Source organism: Pseudomonas sp. GL-B-19, from assembly GCF_019956415.1.
Taxonomy (GTDB): domain Bacteria; phylum Pseudomonadota; class Gammaproteobacteria; order Pseudomonadales; family Pseudomonadaceae; genus Aquipseudomonas.
Window position 1 is genome coordinate 141117 of the sequence record NZ_JAHBDK010000053.1, and the last position, 18957, is coordinate 160073.

The 18957-nt window shown below is 58.7% G+C and carries 18 protein-coding genes and 1 pseudogene; 9 read left to right on the forward strand and 10 right to left on the reverse strand.

Annotation, left to right across the window (positions count from 1 at the left end; all coding sequences use genetic code 11):
• Positions 1 to 84 precede the first annotated feature (84 nt).
• From KGB06_RS21095 to KGB06_RS21105, 3 genes and pseudogenes are all read right to left on the reverse strand, one after another.
• Positions 85 to 504, reverse strand: coding sequence for an organic hydroperoxide resistance protein (locus KGB06_RS21095; protein ID WP_223519188.1), 420 nt, complete (start codon positions 502 to 504; stop codon positions 85 to 87).
• Between the two features lie 350 nt (positions 505 to 854).
• The gene (locus KGB06_RS21100; RefSeq protein WP_223519190.1) at positions 855 to 1316 is read right to left on the reverse strand and encodes a MarR family winged helix-turn-helix transcriptional regulator; all 462 of its coding nucleotides are present in this window, start codon (positions 1314 to 1316) and stop codon (positions 855 to 857) included.
• Between the two features lie 69 nt (positions 1317 to 1385).
• Positions 1386 to 1835 (reverse strand): annotated as a pseudogene (locus KGB06_RS21105) (LysR substrate-binding domain-containing protein); the annotation flags it as partial.
• Between the two features lie 61 nt (positions 1836 to 1896).
• Between KGB06_RS21105 and KGB06_RS21110 the strand changes: the two are divergent.
• A complete protein-coding gene (locus tag KGB06_RS21110) occupies positions 1897 to 2646 on the forward strand; it encodes a sulfite exporter TauE/SafE family protein (RefSeq protein WP_223519192.1) in 750 nt (249 codons plus the stop codon).
• Here KGB06_RS21110 and KGB06_RS21115 read toward each other — a convergent pair.
• The gene (locus KGB06_RS21115) at positions 2636 to 3490 is read right to left on the reverse strand and encodes a LysR substrate-binding domain-containing protein (protein ID WP_223519194.1); all 855 of its coding nucleotides are present in this window, start codon (positions 3488 to 3490) and stop codon (positions 2636 to 2638) included. The genes KGB06_RS21110 and KGB06_RS21115 overlap by 11 nt on opposite strands.
• A 96-nt stretch (positions 3491 to 3586) precedes the next feature.
• Between KGB06_RS21115 and KGB06_RS21120 the strand changes: the two genes are divergently transcribed.
• Positions 3587 to 3802, forward strand: coding sequence for a DUF1127 domain-containing protein (locus tag KGB06_RS21120; protein ID WP_223519196.1), 216 nt, complete (start codon positions 3587 to 3589; stop codon positions 3800 to 3802).
• A 64-nt stretch (positions 3803 to 3866) separates the two neighbouring features.
• Positions 3867 to 5096, forward strand: coding sequence for a winged helix-turn-helix domain-containing protein (locus KGB06_RS21125; protein WP_223519198.1), 1230 nt, complete (start codon positions 3867 to 3869; stop codon positions 5094 to 5096).
• Positions 5097 to 5202: 106 nt separating this feature from the next.
• On the opposite strand, the gene KGB06_RS21130 is transcribed toward KGB06_RS21125, so the two are convergent.
• On the reverse strand, positions 5203 to 6549 hold the full coding sequence (locus tag KGB06_RS21130) for a class II 3-deoxy-7-phosphoheptulonate synthase (protein ID WP_223519200.1): 1347 nt from the start codon (positions 6547 to 6549) through the stop codon (positions 5203 to 5205).
• A gap of 166 nt (positions 6550 to 6715) precedes the next feature.
• Between KGB06_RS21130 and KGB06_RS21135 the strand changes: the two genes are divergently transcribed.
• Positions 6716 to 7471 (forward strand): spermidine synthase, encoded by a 756-nt coding sequence (locus KGB06_RS21135; RefSeq protein ID WP_223519202.1) that lies wholly within the window; start codon positions 6716 to 6718, stop codon positions 7469 to 7471.
• A 111-nt stretch (positions 7472 to 7582) separates the two neighbouring features.
• Here the strand turns inward: KGB06_RS21135 and KGB06_RS21140 are convergent, their stop codons facing one another.
• A complete protein-coding gene (locus tag KGB06_RS21140; protein ID WP_223519204.1) occupies positions 7583 to 8374 on the reverse strand; it encodes a crotonase/enoyl-CoA hydratase family protein in 792 nt (263 codons plus the stop codon).
• 421 nt (positions 8375 to 8795) lie between these two features.
• Between KGB06_RS21140 and KGB06_RS21145 the strand changes: the two genes are divergently transcribed.
• Positions 8796 to 10469: a DEAD/DEAH box helicase gene (locus KGB06_RS21145; protein ID WP_223519206.1), complete on the forward strand. Its 1674-nt coding sequence runs from the start codon at positions 8796 to 8798 to the stop codon at positions 10467 to 10469.
• A 187-nt stretch (positions 10470 to 10656) separates the two neighbouring features.
• Here KGB06_RS21145 and KGB06_RS21150 read toward each other — a convergent pair whose 3' ends face one another.
• Entirely contained in the window at positions 10657 to 11424 is a 768-nt protein-coding gene (locus KGB06_RS21150) for a DODA-type extradiol aromatic ring-opening family dioxygenase (protein ID WP_223519208.1), read from the reverse strand.
• A 103-nt stretch (positions 11425 to 11527) separates the two neighbouring features.
• Here KGB06_RS21150 and KGB06_RS21155 point away from each other — a divergent pair, with 103 nt between their 5' ends.
• Positions 11528 to 12184: a thiopurine S-methyltransferase gene (locus KGB06_RS21155; protein WP_223519210.1), complete on the forward strand. Its 657-nt coding sequence runs from the start codon at positions 11528 to 11530 to the stop codon at positions 12182 to 12184.
• A 184-nt stretch (positions 12185 to 12368) separates the two neighbouring features.
• Here KGB06_RS21155 and htpX read toward each other — a convergent pair whose 3' ends face one another.
• Together htpX and KGB06_RS21165 are read right to left on the reverse strand one after the other, a co-directional pair.
• Positions 12369 to 13259 (reverse strand): protease HtpX, encoded by an 891-nt coding sequence (gene htpX / locus KGB06_RS21160; protein ID WP_027925729.1) that lies wholly within the window; start codon positions 13257 to 13259, stop codon positions 12369 to 12371.
• A 318-nt stretch (positions 13260 to 13577) separates the two neighbouring features.
• Complete coding sequence (locus KGB06_RS21165; protein ID WP_007943708.1) at positions 13578 to 14789, reverse strand: pyridoxal phosphate-dependent aminotransferase; 1212 nt, start codon at positions 14787 to 14789, stop codon at positions 13578 to 13580.
• 226 nt (positions 14790 to 15015) lie between these two features.
• Here KGB06_RS21165 and msrB point away from each other — a divergent pair, with 226 nt between their 5' ends.
• The 3 genes from msrB to KGB06_RS21180 all read left to right on the forward strand — a co-directional run bounded on the left by msrB (position 15016) and on the right by KGB06_RS21180 (position 16534).
• Positions 15016 to 15411, forward strand: a complete 396-nt coding sequence (gene msrB / locus KGB06_RS21170; RefSeq protein WP_223519212.1) for a peptide-methionine (R)-S-oxide reductase MsrB — start codon at positions 15016 to 15018, stop codon at positions 15409 to 15411.
• 179 nt (positions 15412 to 15590) lie between these two features.
• Positions 15591 to 16076 carry a glutathione peroxidase gene (locus KGB06_RS21175; RefSeq protein ID WP_223519214.1) on the forward strand — a complete coding sequence of 162 codons (486 nt, stop codon included), beginning with the start codon at positions 15591 to 15593 and terminating at the stop codon, positions 16074 to 16076.
• Positions 16073 to 16534 (forward strand): MarR family winged helix-turn-helix transcriptional regulator, encoded by a 462-nt coding sequence (locus KGB06_RS21180; protein WP_223519217.1) that lies wholly within the window; start codon positions 16073 to 16075, stop codon positions 16532 to 16534. Before KGB06_RS21175 ends, KGB06_RS21180 begins: the two co-directional genes overlap by 4 nt.
• On the opposite strand, the gene KGB06_RS21185 is transcribed toward KGB06_RS21180, so the two are convergent.
• The gene (locus KGB06_RS21185) at positions 16518 to 18839 is read right to left on the reverse strand and encodes a response regulator (RefSeq protein ID WP_223519219.1); all 2322 of its coding nucleotides are present in this window, start codon (positions 18837 to 18839) and stop codon (positions 16518 to 16520) included. The two genes, KGB06_RS21180 and KGB06_RS21185, sit on opposite strands and share 17 nt — an antisense overlap.
• Between the last annotated feature and the right edge of the window lie 118 nt (positions 18840 to 18957).

Here is an 18957-nt window from a genome sequence, read left to right on the forward strand (position 1 = left end):
GGCTTTTTTGTGCCTGCAAAAAATCTACACGAACTCTGTAGGAGTTACTTCAGGTGTTGCTTGAGCTCTTTGCACCGCTGGCCGTCAGACTGTGACGTGCAGGCGCACATCGACGTTGCCACGGGTGGCGTTGGAGTACGGGCAGACCTGGTGGGCGGCGTCGACCAGGGTTTGCGCATCGGCTTGTTCAAGGCCTGGCAGGCTGATGTGCAGGTCGATGTCCAGACCAAAACCGCCAGGGATTTGGCCGATGCCGACATGAGCAGTGATCGAGGCGTCGTTGGGAATGGTGCGTTTGGTCTGGCTGGCGACGAATTTCAGGGCGCCGATGAAGCAGGCAGAGTAGCCGGCTGCGAACAGCTGCTCAGGGTTGGTCGCTGCACCGCCCGCACCACCGAGTTCTTTCGGGGTGGCGAGTTTGACGTCGAGGATGTTGTCACTGGAAACAGCACGACCATCACGGCCGCCAGTGGAGGTTGCGATTGCGGTGTAGAGAGTTTGCATGGTGTGAGCCTCGTTCGGGTTTTGATTTTTTGCGCTAAATGTTTGCGCGCTAAGTAAGTGCGAGATGAATGTATCGTGCAAGTATTTAGCTCGCAAGATAAATTTTTGAAAAATTTTGCCTCGAATTGTGGTGAGCGAGGTGAAGGGCTGAGCTAGAGCTGTCGAGGCGGGATTTTCAATAGTGAAAATTTTTCGCGGGAGGGGCGAACGAGGCTGGAAGGGGCAGCACAAAACCAATGTGGGAGTGAGCCTGCTCGCGATAGCGGTGTGTCAGTCAACCATTTTTCAGACTGTCACAACGCTATCGCGAGCAGGCTCGCTCCCACAGGTGATCTAGGTTGATTTGAAGATCAGAGACTATCTTGCAGATTGCTACGCAGCACTTGCAGTTCCGCTTGCAGTTTGTTCAATCGCTCCACCGTCATCCCGCTGGCACCGAGGATGCACTGCGGAATGTTGCGGGCCTTGTCCCGCAAGGCGCGGCCCTGTTCGGTGAGTTCGACGATCACCACTCGTTCGTCTTCGCGGCTGCGGGTGCGGCTGAGCAGACCTTCGACTTCCAGGCGTTTGAGCAGCGGGGTCAGTGAGCCGGGATCGGTCAGCAGTCGCGTGCTGATTTCACCGACGGTCAGACCATCGCGCTCCCACAGCACCATCATCGCCAGGTATTGCGGATAGGTCAGGCCCAGCGCTTGCAGCAGCGGTTTATAGACCTTGGTCATCAGCAGCGAAGTCGAGTGCAGGGCGAAGCAGGCCTGATTATCCAGCAGCAGGTGTTCGCAGTTATCCAGGGTGTCGCGTTCGGTGGTCATTTCAAAAGCCTTGATCGGTAATCCTCAGAATCTAGCGGGCGAATCTTTAATGCGCCAGATAATTCTGGACTAGTGGCGATCCAGGGTGTTTTGCAGCGCCAGATCCCACGGCGGGACAGGGCTGAAGCGTGTCTTCAGGTATTCCAGCAACAAGCGGCTGCGCGAGTTGGGCTGTTGCGCCAGTCGCAAGGCATAGATGCCGGCGGTTTCCGGTGTTGGCAGGCCGTTTTCGCAAAACAGCGGCAGCAGTTCTCCTCGCAGAAGGTATTCGCTCGCCAGCCAGGTCGGCAGGTGGGCGATACCCAGCCCGGCCAAAGCGCCACAAACCAGCGCTTCGGCATTGTTGGCGCTCATGCGGATCCGCGCCGGGCGGTGCAAATGCATCTGGCCATCGCGTTCGAAGCGCCAGGCGAAGGGCGGGGCCAGGCCATCCCAATCGAGGCCGTCGTGATCGACTAGCTGCGCCGGCTCGGTCGGTACGCCGCGGCGTTGCAAATAGTCCGGGATGGCGCAGGCAAGTGCGTTTCCGCGCCATCGCCGCCTGCGTAGGATTAACACCCTGACAAAAGGGAAATCGCCTGTGATCGAGTTCGTGATGTACCTGGTATTTGGCGTGGCTCTGGGCACCCTGGGCGGGTTGTTCGGCATCGGCGGCGGCTTGATCGCGATTCCACTGCTGGGCGTACTGTTCGGGCTCGATCAGCAAATCGCCCAAGGTACGGCGCTGGTGATGGTGGTGCCTAACGTTATGCTGGCGCTGTGGCGCTATCACCAGCGCAATCGCATTGAGTTGCGCCACGCGTTGCCCTTGGCGTCGATGGGCTTCTGCTTTGCCTGGATCGGATCGATCTGGGCGGTCGGCATCGACGCGCAAACCATGCGAATCGGCTTTGTCGCGTTTCTGGTGGCCCTGTCGGCCTACAACCTGGTGCGCATGTTTATCGCCAACACACCGGCCTCTGCGCAGATGCATTACGCATGGCCATGGCTGGGTGTGCTCGGAGCGGCCTCCGGGACCATGGGCGGTTTGTTTGGTGTGGGCGGGGCCGTGGTGGCGACACCGGTGTTGACCAGTGTGTTTGGCACCAGCCAAGTGGTGGCCCAAGGGTTGTCGCTGGCGCTGGCGTTACCCAGCACGGGCGTCACCCTGGTGACTTACGCGGTGCACCATCAGGTGGACTGGCTGATTGGAGTGCCATTGGCCATTGGCGGATTGATGAGCATCAGTTGGGGGGTGAAGATCGCCCACGCCCTGCCGGAGCGACTGCTGCGCGGGTTGTTCTGCGGCTTTCTGGTGTTCTGCGCGGTGATGCTCGCGTTTAAAGCTTGAAGCCTTCGACGATGTGCTCGGCCAGGCACTCGGTGATCGGTGACGGGTTGTGCAGGTTGCGCACGAGCATGATGCAGGCTTCCGGCAACTGCGGCAGGCCTTCGGCGTCACCGAGGATGCGCATGTCCGGGGTGATCAGGCTTTCCAGTTGCGCGGTCACCGCCAACCCGGCGCTGACCACGGCCATCAACGCCGACAGGCTCGAACTGTTGTAGGCAATGCGGTAGTCGCGGCCCAGCGCATCCAGCGCATTGCACGCCCACAACCGGCAGAAACAATCACTGTTGAACATCGCCAGAGGCAACGGCGTCTGCTCATGGGCGCTGTAGCATTGCGCCTCGGCCCAGACAAAACGTTCCTTGCGCAGCAACTGGCCAATCTCGGTGCCGGGCTCGCGGGTGACGATGGACAGGTCGAGATCCTGACGTTGCAGCAATTGTTTTGATGATTCGCAGTGAACTTCGATCTGGATCAGTGGATAGCTCTTGGCGAAGCGCGACAAAATCCCCGGCAGAAAACGCATCACGTAATCGTCCGGCGTACCGATGCGCACGGTGCCGACCATGTGCGGCTCACGCAGCGTGTTGAAAACTTCGCTGTGGAGTTTGAGGATGCGCCGCGCATACCCCAGCAAAACCTGGCCTTCGGCGGTCAGTTTGACCTGTCGCCCATCGCGTTCGAACAGTTGGCGCTGCAACACGTCTTCTTCCAGACGTTTCATCTGCATGCTCACCGCCGACTGCGTGCGGTTGACCAATTCACCGGCACGAGTAAAACCGCCCTGGTCGGCGATGGCGACAAAGGTACGCAGCACATCCGTATCGATACTGGGGAAAGCCGACATCCATCAATCTCCGAGATGGTTACCATCAGAAACATTCGTTGGATTGATCTTATCGCTGGGGCGAGACTTGGGCCATCCCCAACGGAGGACAACAAGATGAAAGGTCATAACGAGCATGTAACGGAACAAAAATTTTCAACCCACGTGGTATCTGATCTGCTGCACAAGTTTAGTCGCTGGTACGAACTTCATCGTGAGCGCGAGCTGCTGGCGAGTTTGAGCGATGAAGCACTGAAGGACATCGGCATGAGTCGCGCCGATGTTGAACATGAATCGGTCAGACCGTTCTGGGATGATCCGATGCATAAATGATGAGGCCATTGCTACACAAACCCCTCTTTGGTGAGGTAGGTTGCGAGCAGACACGGAGGTATTCATGCCCGCAACGTTGTCCTTTTCCAATAAACAGGCTCGACGTCTGGCACTGGCTGCCCAAGGGTTCAACGGGCGCCAGTCGCCAGCGGCGATCAAACCGGTTCAACTCAACCGGCTGATCGAACGGCTGGGCATTTTGCAGATCGATTCGGTCAATGCGTTGGTGCGTTCGCACTACCTTCCCTTGTTTTCCCGCCTCGGTAACTACTCCTCTGATTTGCTCGACCAGGCCGCCTGGAGTCAGGGCCGGCGTCGCACTCTGTTTGAATATTGGGGGCACGAAGCGTCGTTGCTGCCGTTGTCGATGTATCCCCTGATGCGCTGGCGCATGCAGCGCGCGAGTCGCGGCGAAGACATCTATCAGCAACTGGCGCGTTTCGGACGCGAACAGCAGGACACGATTCGCCGGGTGCTGGCGTCGGTCGAAGAACTCGGCGCGCTGGGTGCCGGGAGTCTGTCGACCCGTGAGGAGCGGGCCGGGCCGTGGTGGGACTGGAGCGCGGAAAAGCATGCTTTGGAATGGTTGTTTGCCGCCGGTGAAGTGACGGTGGCGGGGCGCAGGGGGTTCGAACGACTTTATGATTTGCCGGAGCGGGTAATTCCTTCGGCCATTTTGCAGCAACCCTTGCTCAGTGAGGCCGAGGCACAACGCGGGCTGTTATTGCACGCGGCGATGGCGTTGGGTGTCGGCACGGAAAAGGATTTGCGGGACTATTTTCGCTTGAGCCCGGCAGACAGTCGTCCGCGTCTGGCTGAACTGGTCGAGGCGGGGGAGTTGCTGACCTGCGAAGTGCAATGCTGGCGGCAACCGGCGTATTGCCTGCCCGAGCCGAAAGTACCGCGCAAGGTCGAGGCCAGTGCGTTGCTTTCACCGTTTGATTCGCTGGTGTGGGAACGCAGTCGTACCGAGCGCCTGTTCGATTTCCGCTATCGGCTGGAGATTTACACACCGCAGGACAAGCGGGTTTTCGGCTATTACGTGTTGCCGTTTTTACACAATGAACGGATTGCCGCGCGGGTGGATCTGCGGGCGGAGCGGGCGTTGGGGCGGTTGGCGGTGCACGCGGTACATGAGGAAGAGCCGGGGCTGGATGACGAAGGGATGCAGGCTTTGGCGGTCAATTTGCGGCGGATGGCGGATTGGTTGGGGCTTGAGCAGGTGCAGTTGAATTGCCCGAGAGCGAGTGCGGCGAGATTGCGGGTGGCGTTGGGGCAGTTCAGTGGTGTTTAAGATGACGCCATCGCGAGCAAGCTTTGCTCCTACGGATTGAGGTCGTTCAGGCGAACAACACACAACCTGTAGGAGCAAGGCTTGCCCGCGATGGGCTCAACGCGATTTAGCGCCGAACCTGCTTCAGGGTTTCAGCAATCAAAAACGCCAATTCCAGCGACTGATCAGCATTCATCCGCGGATCGCAATGGGTGTGATACCGGTCCGACAAACCATCCTCGGTAATCGGACGCGCCCCACCAATGCATTCGGTCACATTCTGCCCGGTCATCTCGATATGGATACCGCCGGCATAACTGCCTTCCGCCTGGTGAACCTGGAAGAACTGCTTCACCTCGCCAAGGATCTGCGCGAAGTCGCGGGTCTTGTAGCCGCTGCTGGCCTTGATGGTGTTGCCGTGCATCGGGTCGGAACTCCAGAGCACTTGCTTGCCTTCGCTTTGTACGGCGCGAATCAATGCCGGCAGGTGATCGCCGACCTTGTTGGCGCCCATGCGCGCAATCAGGTTCAGGCGACCCGGATCGTTGTCCGGGTTCAGCACGTCGATCAGACGAATCAGGTCTTCAGGGTTCATGCTCGGTCCGACCTTGACCCCGATCGGGTTATTCACCCCGCGCAGGAATTCGACGTGTGCGCCATCGAGTTGACGGGTGCGGTCGCCGATCCACAGCATGTGCGCCGAGCAATCGTAGTAATCGTTGGTCAGGCTGTCGCGCCGCACGAAGGCTTCTTCGTAGTTCAGCAGCAGTGCTTCGTGGGCGGTGAAGAAGCTGGTCTCGCGCAGTTGCGGTGAGCTGTCCATGCCGCAGGCGCGCATGAACGCCAGGGTTTCATCGATGCGGTTGGCCAAGTGGCTGTATTTTTCTGCCAGTGCCGAGTTGGCGATGAAGTCCAGGTTCCACTTGTGCACCTGATGCAGGTCGGCAAACCCGCCTTGAGCGAATGCGCGCAGTAAGTTCAGGGTCGCGGTGGACTGGTGGTAGGACTGCAGCAGGCGTTCCGGGTCCGGCACGCGGCTTTTTTCGTCGAAACCGATGCCGTTGACGATGTCGCCACGGTAGGCGGGCAGGGTCACGCCGTCGATGGTTTCGTCATTGGCTGAGCGCGGTTTGGCGAACTGACCGGCCATGCGCCCGACCTTGACCACCGGGCAACCGGCGGCGAATGTCATGACGATGGCCATTTGCAGCAGGACTTTAAACGTGTCACGAATTTTCGCGGCGGAGAACTCGGCAAAGCTCTCGGCGCAATCGCCACCTTGCAACAGAAACGCGCGCCCTTGGGTCACTTCGGCAAACTGACGGCGCAACTCCCGGGCCTCACCGGCAAACACCAACGGCGGATAACTGGCCAGGGTTTGCTCGACCTGCTGCAAATGCGCGGCGTCGGGGTAGTGGGGTTGTTGCTGGATCGGCAGGGCGCGCCAGCTGTCAGGGCTCCAGGGTTGGCTCATCACGTTCTCTAGTGTTTTACGCTCGGACGGTTATGTTATCAGCAATTAGTGCGTGACCTGTTCCCGTCGCTTCGCGGACAATCGCGCCTTTGCCGCGCCCGCTCGCGGTTTTATTGCGCTGCTGTTTATTTATCACATGCCGGCGCGGCAACGATCAGGAGACGAAATGACTGAGGAGCGCGTCGAGCATCTGCTCGCCGAGGTACAGGATGAGTTCGGCGTGATACGCGTGCTGGAAGTGGCCGATTACCGTTTTCTGGAGTTCGGCGATGCCATCGAGCAAAGCTGCGTCTTTACCGCTGATCCGAGCTGGCTCGAGTACGACTATACCCGGGCGATGCTGATCGGTGCGCTGTGTCACGAGCAGCCGGAAAGCGCGCTGTTTCTGGGGCTTGGCGCGGGAACGCTGACCCAGGCTTGCCTTAAATTCCTGCCGCTGGAAGACGTCGAAGCGATTGAATTGCGCCCCGACGTACCGCGTCTGGCCATTGAATACCTCGGGCTGGATGACGATCCCCGGCTGTACATCCGCGTCGGTGATGCGCTGGAGCTACTCGATACCGCTGAGCCGGCGGACCTGATCTTCGTCGACCTTTATACCGATGTCGGGCCGGGTGTCGGGCATCTGGCCTGGAGCTTTCTGGAAAACTGTCAGAAACGCCTGAATCCGGGTGGCTGGCTGGTGATCAACCAATGGGCCACCGATGATGGCAAACCATTGGGTGCCGCGTTGTTGCGTGGGCTTTATCACCGGCATTACTGGGAGTTGCCGGTGAAGGAGGGCAATGTGATTCTGATCGTGCCGTCGGAGCTGGATCAAGAGCTGGACATGGACGGTTTGATCGCTCGGGCTGAAGGGCTGGCGTCGCGATTGGGGTATTCGTTGCAGTCGTTGATCAAGGCGATTCGGCCGGCGACTTGATGTGTTGTCTTTAATGACCTCATCGCGGGCAAGCCATGCACCTACAAGGGTTACCCACAACCTGTAGGAGCAAGGCTTGCCCGCGATAAGGTCCGAAAAACCAACACAAAACTAAAGCCCTTTGAAGATGCCCGGCCGTTTTTCGACCATCGACCGCACCCCCTCCTTGGCATCCTCACTCGCCATCAACTTCTTCACCAGCGGTGGCAATCCCTGCGCCGCTGCGGTTTCCCCTTCATAACGTGCCTGACGCGCAGACATCAGCGTCGCCTGCACGCCAAGCGGCGCCTGGCTGGCAATCCGTTCGGCCAATTCAATTGCCCGTGGCAGCAGATCCTCGCTGGCCATGACTTCCTGCACCAATCCCAGATGCAACGCATCATGCGCATCGAACTCGTCGCCGGTCAGCAGCCAGCGCATCGCATTGCCCCAGCCAGCCACCTGGTGCAGACGCAATGTTGCGCCGCCAAACGGGAAAATACCGCGCTGCACTTCTTTCTGGGCGAATCGGGTGTTGCTGGCGCACAGGTTGATGTCGGCGGCCAGCATCAATTCGATGCCGATGGTCAGGCAGTAGCCCTGCGCGGCAATAATCACCGGTTTACTGACTCGGGGGCCGGCAAAAACGCCCCATGGATCGCAGCCCCCCGGCGGTGCTTGCCAGCCTTCGGCCAATGCCGCGCTGGCGCTGACCAGGTCGAGCCCAGCGGTGAAATGTTCGCCATGGCCGAACACCACTGCGACCCGCGCGTCGATGTCAGCCTCGAACTCGCCATAGGCCAGACTCAGTTCGTTGAGCAGCTCAAGGTCGAAGGCATTGCGCTTGGCCACCCGGTCCAGGCCGATCATCAGGACATGACCGTGTCGTTCGCGGGTGACACGACTGCAAGCGGGCTGATTCATGGAGCAAATCCTCGGGCGGGAAGGGGGTGTCAGACCGCAGGACTACCTGATAACGATGAACCGTTTTAGCGCCATCGCCAGCAGGGCCGGGCCTTTGAAAAATAGACCGTTGCACGATTATCCGCAAAGCCTGTGACACAACGGTGTATCCGTCAGTTTTCCGACAAATAATGCTCCCTTTTTGGGCGAATTCCGGTATAGTGCGCGCCGGCCTTTAACCGGGCCGCGTTTAGGTAGCGCAATTCCCCGAAGTCAGCTTCGGCTGCACGTCCGCACAGCGGACTCTCCCTTGACGAATCTTTTTCATTCATTCGTTTTCGCAAATCCCCGCCGACAAAGCAGCCAGGGCGACTCTTGAGTCTTACACGGCATGCGCAGCTTTGGAGCATGGGTCTTTGCGGATGCACTTAGAGGCAGACCCATGACCCAGGAAACCGGCGGCTTCGCCGCTTTTAATCTTAATCCGAATATTCTTGCAGCCGTCATTGCGACTGGCTACGAAGAGCCTTCGGCTATTCAGCAGCAATCGATCCCGATCATCATGGCCGGCCAAGACATGATTGGCCAGGCGCAAACCGGTACCGGTAAAACCGCCGCGTTCGCCTTGCCTATCCTGCATTGCATCGATCCTGCCAAGCGCGAGCCGCAAGCCCTGATCCTGGCGCCAACCCGTGAGTTGGCGCTGCAAGTAGCAACCGCTTTCGAAACCTACGCCAAGCAAATGCCGGGCGTTACCGTTGTGGCCGTTTACGGCGGCGCCCCTATGGGTCCACAACTGAAAGCAATCCGTAATGGCGCACAGATCGTTGTCGCCACTCCGGGCCGTCTGTGCGACCACCTGCGTCGTGACGAAAAAGTCCTGTCGACCGTGAACCACCTGGTTCTCGACGAAGCGGACGAAATGCTCAAACTGGGTTTCATGGACGACCTCGAAGTTATCTTCAAGGCCTTGCCTGCAACCCGTCAGACCGTATTGTTCTCGGCCACCCTGCCGCAGTCGATCCGTGCCATTGCCGAACGCCATCTGCGCGATCCGCAACACGTGAAGATCCAGACCAAGACTCAGACCGTTACCGCGATCGAACAGGCTCACCTGTTGGTTCACGCTGACCAGAAGACCTCGGCTGTATTGAGCCTGCTGGAAGTGGAAGATTTCGACGCCCTGATCATGTTCGTGCGCACCAAGCAAGCGACCCTGGACCTGGCCAGTGCCCTGGAAGCCAAAGGCTACAAAGCTGCTGCGCTGAACGGTGACATTGCTCAGAACCAGCGTGAGCGCGTTATCGACTCCCTCAAGGATGGCCGTCTGGACATCGTTGTGGCGACCGACGTTGCCGCTCGTGGCCTGGACGTTCCGCGCATCACTCACGTGTTCAACGTTGACATGCCGTACGATCCGGAATCCTACGTTCACCGTATCGGCCGTACCGGCCGTGCCGGTCGCGAAGGTCGTGCATTGCTGCTGGTGACTCCGCGTGAGCGCCGCATGCTGCAAGTGATCGAGCGTGTAACTGGTCAAAAAGTTGCCGAAGTTCGCCTGCCGGACGCTCAGGCTGTTCTCGATGCCCGCATCAAGAAACTGACCAACAGCTTGTCGCCGCTGGTTGCCGATGCCGAATCGACTCACGGTGATCTGCTGGATCGTCTGACTGCCGATATCGGTTGCACCCCGCGTGCACTGGCCGCTGCTCTGCTGCGCAAGGCAACCAACGCTCAGGCGCTGACCCTGGCCGCGATCGAGAAAGAACGTCCATTGGTGCCGAACAACGCACCGCGTGGCGATCGTCCAGAGCGTACCGGTGATCGTCCGGACCGTGGTGATCGTGAGCGTCGTGCTCCGGTTCCATTGGCCGAAGGTCGTGCTCGTTGCCGTACCGCGCTGGGTGCGCGTGATGGTATCGCTGCCAAGAACCTGCTGGGCGCCATCCTGAACGAAGGTGGTCTGGCTCGTGAAGCCATCGGTCGCATCCAGGTGCGCGACAGCTTCAGCCTCGTCGAGTTGCCGGAAGATGGTCTGGAGAAGCTCCTGACCAAACTGAAGGACACTCGCGTTGCCGGTAAGCAGTTGAAGCTGCGTCGCTATCGCGAAGATTAATCCGCTCTTGAGCTGATTGATTGCGCATAAAAAATCCCCGACTGGTTCGGGGATTTTTTTTGCCTGCTTATAGGTGCTGGGCTTTCGAGCGGAGTCGCGCCCATCGCGAGCAGGCTCGCTCCCACCTTGAAGTGCGTTTCCCTGTGGGAGCGAGCCTGCTCGCGAAGGGGGCAACTCGGCCTACCGGTCAGCCAAAGCGATAAATGTCCATACCCAGCGCACCCATGGTGAAACCCTGGTGGGCAATGCTGAACTCACCCCCAGCCCCGCGAGCAAAGTACAACGGCAACAAATGCTCATCACTTGGGTGATTGCGCACGGCATTCGGCGCTTGCTGACGATAATCGTGCAGCGCCGCTCCGTCGTTGGCCGCGAGTTTCTCGATCATCCAGTCGCGGAAAGATTTGGCCCACGGCTCGACGCTTTCCGGGCCCGCGTGCCAATCCAGTTCACGCAGGTTGTGCGTGATGCTGCCAGAGCCGATCAACAGCACGCCGTGCTCACGCAGGCTGGCCAAGGCATGGCCGACGCGGGTTTGCAGGGCAGGGCCGCCACGCGTGGGCAGCGAGACTTGCACAACGGGGATATCGGCTTGCGGATACATCAACGTCAAAGGCACCCAGACACCGTGGTCGAACGGGCGCTTGGCATCGATGCGTGCTGGCAGATCGGCGGCCTTCAGTAATTCGACAACCTCCGCCGCCAATTGGGGATTGCCGGGTGCCGGGTATTGAACGTCGAACAGCGCCTGTGGAAAGCCACCGAAGTCGTGCCAGGTTTCCGGCTGGGGATTGCCGCTGACCAGCAGCTCATTGCTTTCCCAATGCGCAGATACAATCACGATGGCTTTTGGTTTCGGCAGTTCGGCGGCCAATCGAGCGAGAGCCGGCCCGCTGGCCCCCGGTTCCAGTGCCAGCATGGGGGAGCCATGGGATATGTACAGGCTGGGGAACATGAAAGAGCTCCTGAGGGGTAAGATGGCGTCATCTTCAGTCAGATCATTGATCTAAATCTAATATAAGTTTTAGGGTCTTTTGATCGAATTTTCGGGATTAATTATGCAGCCGGAGTTTTGGCACAAACGATGGGCGTCGAATCAGATCGGCTTTCATCTGCCGGAGGTGAATCCTCATCTGCAGCGTTTCTGGCCACAATTGGGTCTGGAAGACGGCGCGCGCGTACTGGTGCCGCTGTGTGGAAAGAGTCTGGATTTGTTGTGGCTTGCACGCGAAGGCCATGAGGTATTGGGCGTTGAGCTCTCAGAAAAGGCCATTGAGGATTTCTTCAATGAGCATCAGTTTGATCCTGACGTCAGTGAGCAAGGGCCTTTCAAGGTTTACCGCGCGGGTTCTATCGAGTTGTGGTGTGGTGATTTTTTCGAATTGACGGCCGGTGATGTCGCCGACTGCAGCGCACTGTACGACCGCGCCGCGTTGATTGCCTTGCCACCGAAAATGCGTGAGCAGTACGCCGCGCACCTGACGCGGATTTTGCCGAAGGAGTCGCTGGGGTTGTTGATTACCCTGGACTACGACCAGACGCAAATGGACGGCCCGCCGTTTGCTGTGCTGGATGACGAAGTAAAGCGGTTGTTCGGTGGATCGTGGGCACTGAAGATTCTGGAAGATCAGGATGTTCTGAGTGCGAGCGGGAAATTCCTGGAGGCGGGTGTCACTCGGCTTGAGGAGCGGGTGTATCGGGTTTCCAGCAGTTAAATTTCGCTGAGTTTGCTGGCCCCTTCGCGAGCAGGCTCGCTCCCACATTGGAATGCATTCCCCTGTGGGAGCGAGCCGGCTCCGGGCGGCGTTCCGACGATGAGGGCCGGAAGAACACTGAATCAATGCAGTAAATAAAAAAAGGCCCGCATCACTGCGGGCCTTCTTTTTTATTGCTGAACAATCAGCGCTGAAGTCGATGCAGCGCGTTGATACGCTCTTCCAGCGGTGGGTGGCTCATGAACATCCGGGCGAACCCTTGCTTGATGCCACCGTTGATGCCAAAGGCGTTCAGGGTGTCCGGCATGTGCACCGGCAGGCCCTGTTCGGCACGCAGGCGTTGCAATGCGCCGATCATCGCGGCAGTACCGGCCAGGCGTGCACCGGCTTCGTCGGCACGGAATTCACGCTTGCGCGAGAACCACATGACGATGGAGCTGGCCAGAATGCCCAGGACCAGTTCGGCGAAGATGGTTGCCACGTAGTAGGCAATACCCTGGCCTTCTTCGTTCTTGAAGATTACCTTGTCGACAAAGTTGCCGATGATCCGTGCGAAGAACATCACAAAGGTGTTCACCACGCCTTGAATCAACGCCAGGGTGACCATGTCGCCATTGGCCACGTGGCCAATTTCGTGAGCCAAAACGGCTTTCACTTCATCTGGCGAGAAACGCTCCAACAAGCCTTGGCTGACCGCGACCAGTGCGTCGTTCTTGTTCCAGCCTGTGGCGAACGCGTTCGCCTCGTAGGCCGGGAAGATCCCGACTTCAGGCATCTTGATCCCTGCTTCCCGGGACAATTGCTCGACGGTTTGCAGCAGCCATTGCTCGTGACGGGTACGCGGCTGGGTGATGATCTGGGTGCTGGTGCTCATCTTCGCCATCCACTTGGAGATGAACAGCGAGAACAGCGAACCGGCAAAACCAAAGACCGCACAGAAAATCAGCAGCTGATTGAGGTTCAGATCAACCCCATTGGCCGCCATGAACCCGTTGAAGCCGAAAAGGCTCAAGGTGATGCTGGCAATCAGCACGACCGCCAGGTTAGTGGCCAAAAACAGCAGGATGCGCATCATGGTTGTAGAAATCTCCTTTTGCTAAAGATGTAGCGTACTGCGGGGTATATAAGGTGATGTATCGGGCTATTCAACCGGGTGACTATTTCAAACTGTTTCCTACGGCAACAGTGTAGTCGCTTGCAGGGCATTTCCGACGCTGACATGGGACGGGTTTGACAGGCACAGCGCTGGGCAAGCCCCCGTGGTTGTTAGGCGCGAGCACCCAATAAGTGATCAGACATGGCGTGAAACAAGGGTGTACGGCAGGGCGCAAAGATATGTTGCTGAATTAATCGCCGTGCGACTTTTTCAAAAAGTCGCACGGTGAGATACCCCTTACTGGCGGTAGGACTTGAGGAAGTTGCCGATCCGGCCAACGGCCATTTCCAGATCATCCACGCGCGGCAGGGTCACCACGCGGAAGTGGTCCGGCCAAGGCCAGTTGAAGGCGGTGCCCTGAACAACCAGCAGCTTCTCGGAGAGCAGCAGGTCGAGCACGAACTTTTCATCGTTGTGGATCGGGCAGACTTTCGGGTCGATTCGCGGGAACGCATACAGTGCGCCCATCGGCTTGACGCAGCTCACGCCCGGAATGTCGTTGAGCAGTTCCCAGGTGCGATTGCGCTGTTCCAGCAAGCGACCTTGGGGCAGGACCAGGTCATTGATGCTCTGATAGCCGCCCAGTGCGGTCTGGATCGCGTGCTGGCTCGGCACGTTGGCACACAGGCGCATGTTGGCCAGCATGTCGATGCCTTCGATGTAGCTCTGCGCGTGATGTTTCGGGCCGGAGATGGCGATCCAGCCAGAACGGAAGCCCGCCACGCGATAGGACTTGGACAGACCGTTGAAGGTCAGGCACAGCAGGTCCGGGGCCAGGGAAGCGGTGCAGATGTGCACGGCGTCGTCGTACAGGATCTTGTCGTAGATCTCGTCGGAGAACACCACCAGGTTGTGCTGACGGGCCAGTTCCAGCATTCCCAGCAACACTTCCTTCGAATACACCGCGCCGGTCGGGTTGTTCGGGTTGATGATCACCAGGGCCTTGGTGTTCGGGGTGATCTTGGCCTTGATGTCGGCCAGGTCCGGCCACCAGTTGGCTTGCTCATCGCACAGGTAATGCACCGGGTTGCCGCCCGACAGGCTGACTGCGGCCGTCCACAGCGGATAGTCCGGGGCCGGCACCAGCACTTCGTCGCCGTTGTTGAGCAGGGCCTGCATCGACATCACGATCAGCTCGGAAACGCCGTTACCCAGGTAGATGTCTTCGATGCCGACGCCTTCAACCTGCTTCTGCTGGTAGTACTGCATCACGGCCTTGCGCGCGCTGAACAGGCCTTTGGAATCGCTATAGCCCTGGGCGGTCGGCAAATTGCGGATCACGTCCTGGAGGATTTCGTCCGGCGCTTCGAAACCAAAAGGCGCCGGGTTGCCGATGTTCAGCTTGAGGATGCGATGGCCTTCCTCTTCCAGGCGTTTGGCGTGCTTGAGCACTGGGCCGCGAATGTCGTAGCAGACGTTGGCGAGCTTGTTCGATTTGCTGACCTGCATGGCGATGTGATCCCGAAAATGAACGATCCAGGCGGTGTATGAACTACCGTACTGGGAATCCTGCGTATTCACACAGGCCTGACGCCTTGAAATGCAGCACCCATAAATCCGTTTGAATGCGCGTGGTCTGGCTGCCAGACTGGCGTTTGACGAGGCGCAATCATACGTGCCGCCCGATCCGTGGAAAAGGTACAGATCGGGCTTTTTCAGCTGCTGAGGTGTGATGATGGAAAAGTTGGAAAAAACCCTGGAAGAATGGAAGGCGATGCTCGACCCGGAGCAGTACAACGTGTGCCGCCTCAAAGGCACCGAGCGACCGTTTTCCGGTAAATACAACGGCACCAAGACTGACGGTGTTTACCATTGCATCTGCTGCAACGAACCGCTGTTCGATTCAAAAACCAAATTTGACTCCGGCTGCGGCTGGCCGAGCTTCTACGCACCGATCGGCGACAGTGCGATGGTCGAGATCCGTGACGTCAGCCACGGCATGATCCGCACTGAAGTGGTCTGCGCCAAATGTGATGCACACCTTGGGCACGTGTTCCCGGATGGCCCGCCACCCACCGGTCTGCGTTATTGCATCAACTCGGTGTGTCTGGACCTGGTGCCGCGCGAATAATGTGAGCCCTGTAGGAGCACGGCTTGCCGGCGATGTCGATCTCAAGGACGCCATCGCCGGCAAGCCGTGCTCCTACAGGGATTGTCGTGCCCCCAATCAGTCAGATTGATTTATTAAATTGCACACAATTCAATTGCTCGCTATGTTTGGCCTATCTCCTTTCATTAAGAGTCCAAGTCATGAGCGACAACCTGCTGAGCATCCCGTGCACCACCATCAAGGGTGAACAAAAGACCCTGGCTGATTTCGCCGGCAAAGCCGTGCTGGTGGTCAATACCGCGAGCGAGTGCGGCTTCACCCCGCAATACAAGGGTCTGGAAGAGTTGTGGCAAACCTACAAGGACCAAGGGCTGGTGGTCCTCGGCTTTCCGTGCAATCAGTTCGGCAAACAGGAACCCGGCAACGAAGACGCCATTTCCGAATTCTGCGAATTGAACTTCGGTGTCAGCTTCCCGCTGTTCAAGAAGATCGAAGTCAACGGTGCCGACGCCCATCCATTGTTCGTTCAGTTAAAAAAACGCGCACCGGGTGTACTGGGTTCGCAGGGCATCAAGTGGAACTTCACCAAGTTCCTGATTGGCAAGGACGGTCAGTTGGTCAAGCGCTTCGCCCCGGCGACCAAGCCTCAGGACCTGAGCCGCGAGATCGAAGCCCTGCTCAAATGAACACCATGTCCGTCGATTCCCTGAAGCTTGACAGTCAGCTCTGCTTCAAGCTGTACGCCGCTTCCCGGGCAGTGATTCGTGCCTACAAACCGATGCTCGACCAACTCGGCCTGACCTACCCGCAATACCTTGCCATGCTGGTGTTGTGGGAATGGCAGGAGGCGGCCCCCGAGCAGCCAACGGTCAAGGCGTTGGGCGAACGCCTGGCGCTGGATTCCGGCACCTTGACGCCATTGCTCAAGCGACTTGAGCAATTGCAGTTGGTGCAGCGTCAGCGTTCGGCTCGCGATGAGCGTGAAGTGCACCTTAGCCTATCACCGTCCGGTAAGGCGTTGCGTGATCAGGTCGGCCCGCTCAAGACTCGGCTGTTGTGCGACAGCGGGGTGGATCTGGATCGTCTGAATGATCTGCGCGATGGGCTTGATCAGTTGTTAGGGCAGATCAAAGCGCTGTCGTAGTCGCAACCCACACGTCAAGCAAGGCGGCCAGTTCTTCGCGGCGCAAGGGCTTGACCAAGTAGTCGTTCATGCCCGCCGCGCGGCAGCGTTCGCGTTCCTCGGACATCGCGTTGGCGGTCAGCGCGACGATGGGTAGCTGCGGCCAGCGCCCGCTGCGACGAATTTGCCGACTCGCTTCGTAGCCGTCCATTACCGGCATGTTGCAGTCCATCAACACCAGATCGAAGTCAGTGTGCTCAAGCTGATCCAGCGCTTCGGCACCGTGGGCGGCGACGATGACGTCACAGCCGAGTTTTCCCAGCATGCCCTTGGCCACCATTTGATTGACCGGGTTGTCCTCGACCAGCAATACGCGGCCACGCCGTTGGTGAGGCACGACTTCGACCCGCGCTCCGTTGATCATTGTGGTTTCCGGCTGCAAGACTCGCCGCAAGTTCTGGTACAGCGCATTGCGCGCCAGCGGTCGTGCCTGTTGCTGCAAGGGCGCGAGGGCGCTCGCCTGTTCGCTGGGCATGAAGTTGCCATAAGCGGTTACCAGCAGAATCGGTGCAGCGAGGGTGGGGCGCAGACCAAACAGGCATTCGGGGCAGTCGGTGATCAAGACATCAGGCTCAAGGCCAATCAACGAGTCATCCATGGAGCGCTGTTGATAGTCGAGCCCCCACGCGGGTAACAGGGTTTTCAACAGTTCTGCAAGCCCGCTACTGGCGGCGGTAATCGCAACGACCTTGCCGGACAGCGGTGCCGGGGACATGGCGCTGGTGTGGGCGGGCAGCGGCAGGTCGGCGCAGAACTGGCTGCCGAAACCGGCTTGCGAGCTGATCGTCAGACGTCCCTGCATGGCTTCGCAGAGGTTATAGGTGAGGGCCAGGCCCAGCCCCGTACCGCCAAACTGCCGGGTAATACCGGCACCGGCCTGGGTAAACGGCTGGAAGATCTTGACCTGGGCATCCTGAGCGATCCCGATACCGGTATCGCAGACCTCGATTCTGACGCCCTCTGCGAACGTAGACAGACGTAAGTCGACCCGACCGAAGCGGGTGAATTTGAGCGCATTGGACAACAGATTACTGACGATCTGCCGCACTCGGGTCGGGTCCCCCAGCACCAGCGCCGGAAATTGCGGATCGATCAGGCACGTCAGCTCCACGCTCGGCGCCGCATTCTGGGACAACAGGTTGGCGGTGTCTTCGACCAACGAGCCAAGGTCGAAGGGAATGTGCTCGAGTTCAAGCTGACCGGCATCGAATTTCGACAGGTCGAGAATATCGTTGAGCAGTTCGACCAGCACTTTGCCTGAGTCATGAGCGATCGACAGCTGTTGCTGCTGCTCGGCAGTGAGCGGGCCGTCCAGTGACAGCGCGATCATCCCTAACAGGCCGTTGAGGGGCGTGCGTATTTCATGGCTCATGTTGGCCACAAACACTGAGCGTGCTTCGGCCATATCGATGGCGGTGGTGCGTGCGATTTCCAGCTCCCGATTGGATTGGCTGAGCCTGACATTGGTTGCCTTGAGCTCAGCGGTACGCGTCGAAACGATGCTTTCCAGTTGACTGAGGTAGTCGGTCAGGCGGTTTTCTGCGTTGCGTCGTTGATGGATTTCGGTGGCGGTGTTTTCGAATTGTTCGTTGGCGGCTTTGACCAGCACGCCGATTTCATCGTTTTCATGCCCCGGCGGGCATTCAACCCGGGGTGGCTCCACGCTACGCGGATCGCGGCCACTGAGTTCGCGAATGACCTGCACCAAGGGTTTGGTCAGCATCACGTAGAACAGCGCGAGCAGAATGCCTGTCAGGATCAGGCTTCGAGCGAAGCCGTTGAGCAGCGTCACTTCGGCCCGGCGCAGGAAGCGGCTACCGAAGGCGTAGGTATCGACTTCCAGTTGCAAGGTCCCGAGGGATTCGTTTGGCAGGTGATCGAGAAAGAGGCGGTCTTCGAAGTGCCGATGGGCGCCGAACAGGAAGTCGCTGATCACTCGATAACCGCTTTGCGTACCTGAACGCTTGACGCTGGCCAGCACGGTATTACGGTTATCGGTCAGTTTCGCGCTGATGATCGCCGGTGAGCGCAGCAGGCCCAGGGTCAGTTCCTGGGCGAGTTCGGCGTCGATGTTGTAGGCGATGCGCGAGGCGGGATTATGGCTGATTTCCAGCAAAGACCGTATTTCGCGGTTGATGGAGGCGTCTTCGCTGGCATAATCGATGCTTATTTGCAGCAGGCTGAGCAGCGTGCCCAGAATGAAACCGACCAGCACAGTCAGCTTGGCTTGCTTGTATGACAGCCGGTGGGTGAATTTGATATCCATGGGGTGTTGAACCACTTCCGTTTTTTTTCGCTGCTCAAGCATAGTCGATCATGCAGGGATACCGATGTTCTCGCGAACCCTTGAGCAAGGGTTGAGCCGGGCACCGAACGCTGTGTAT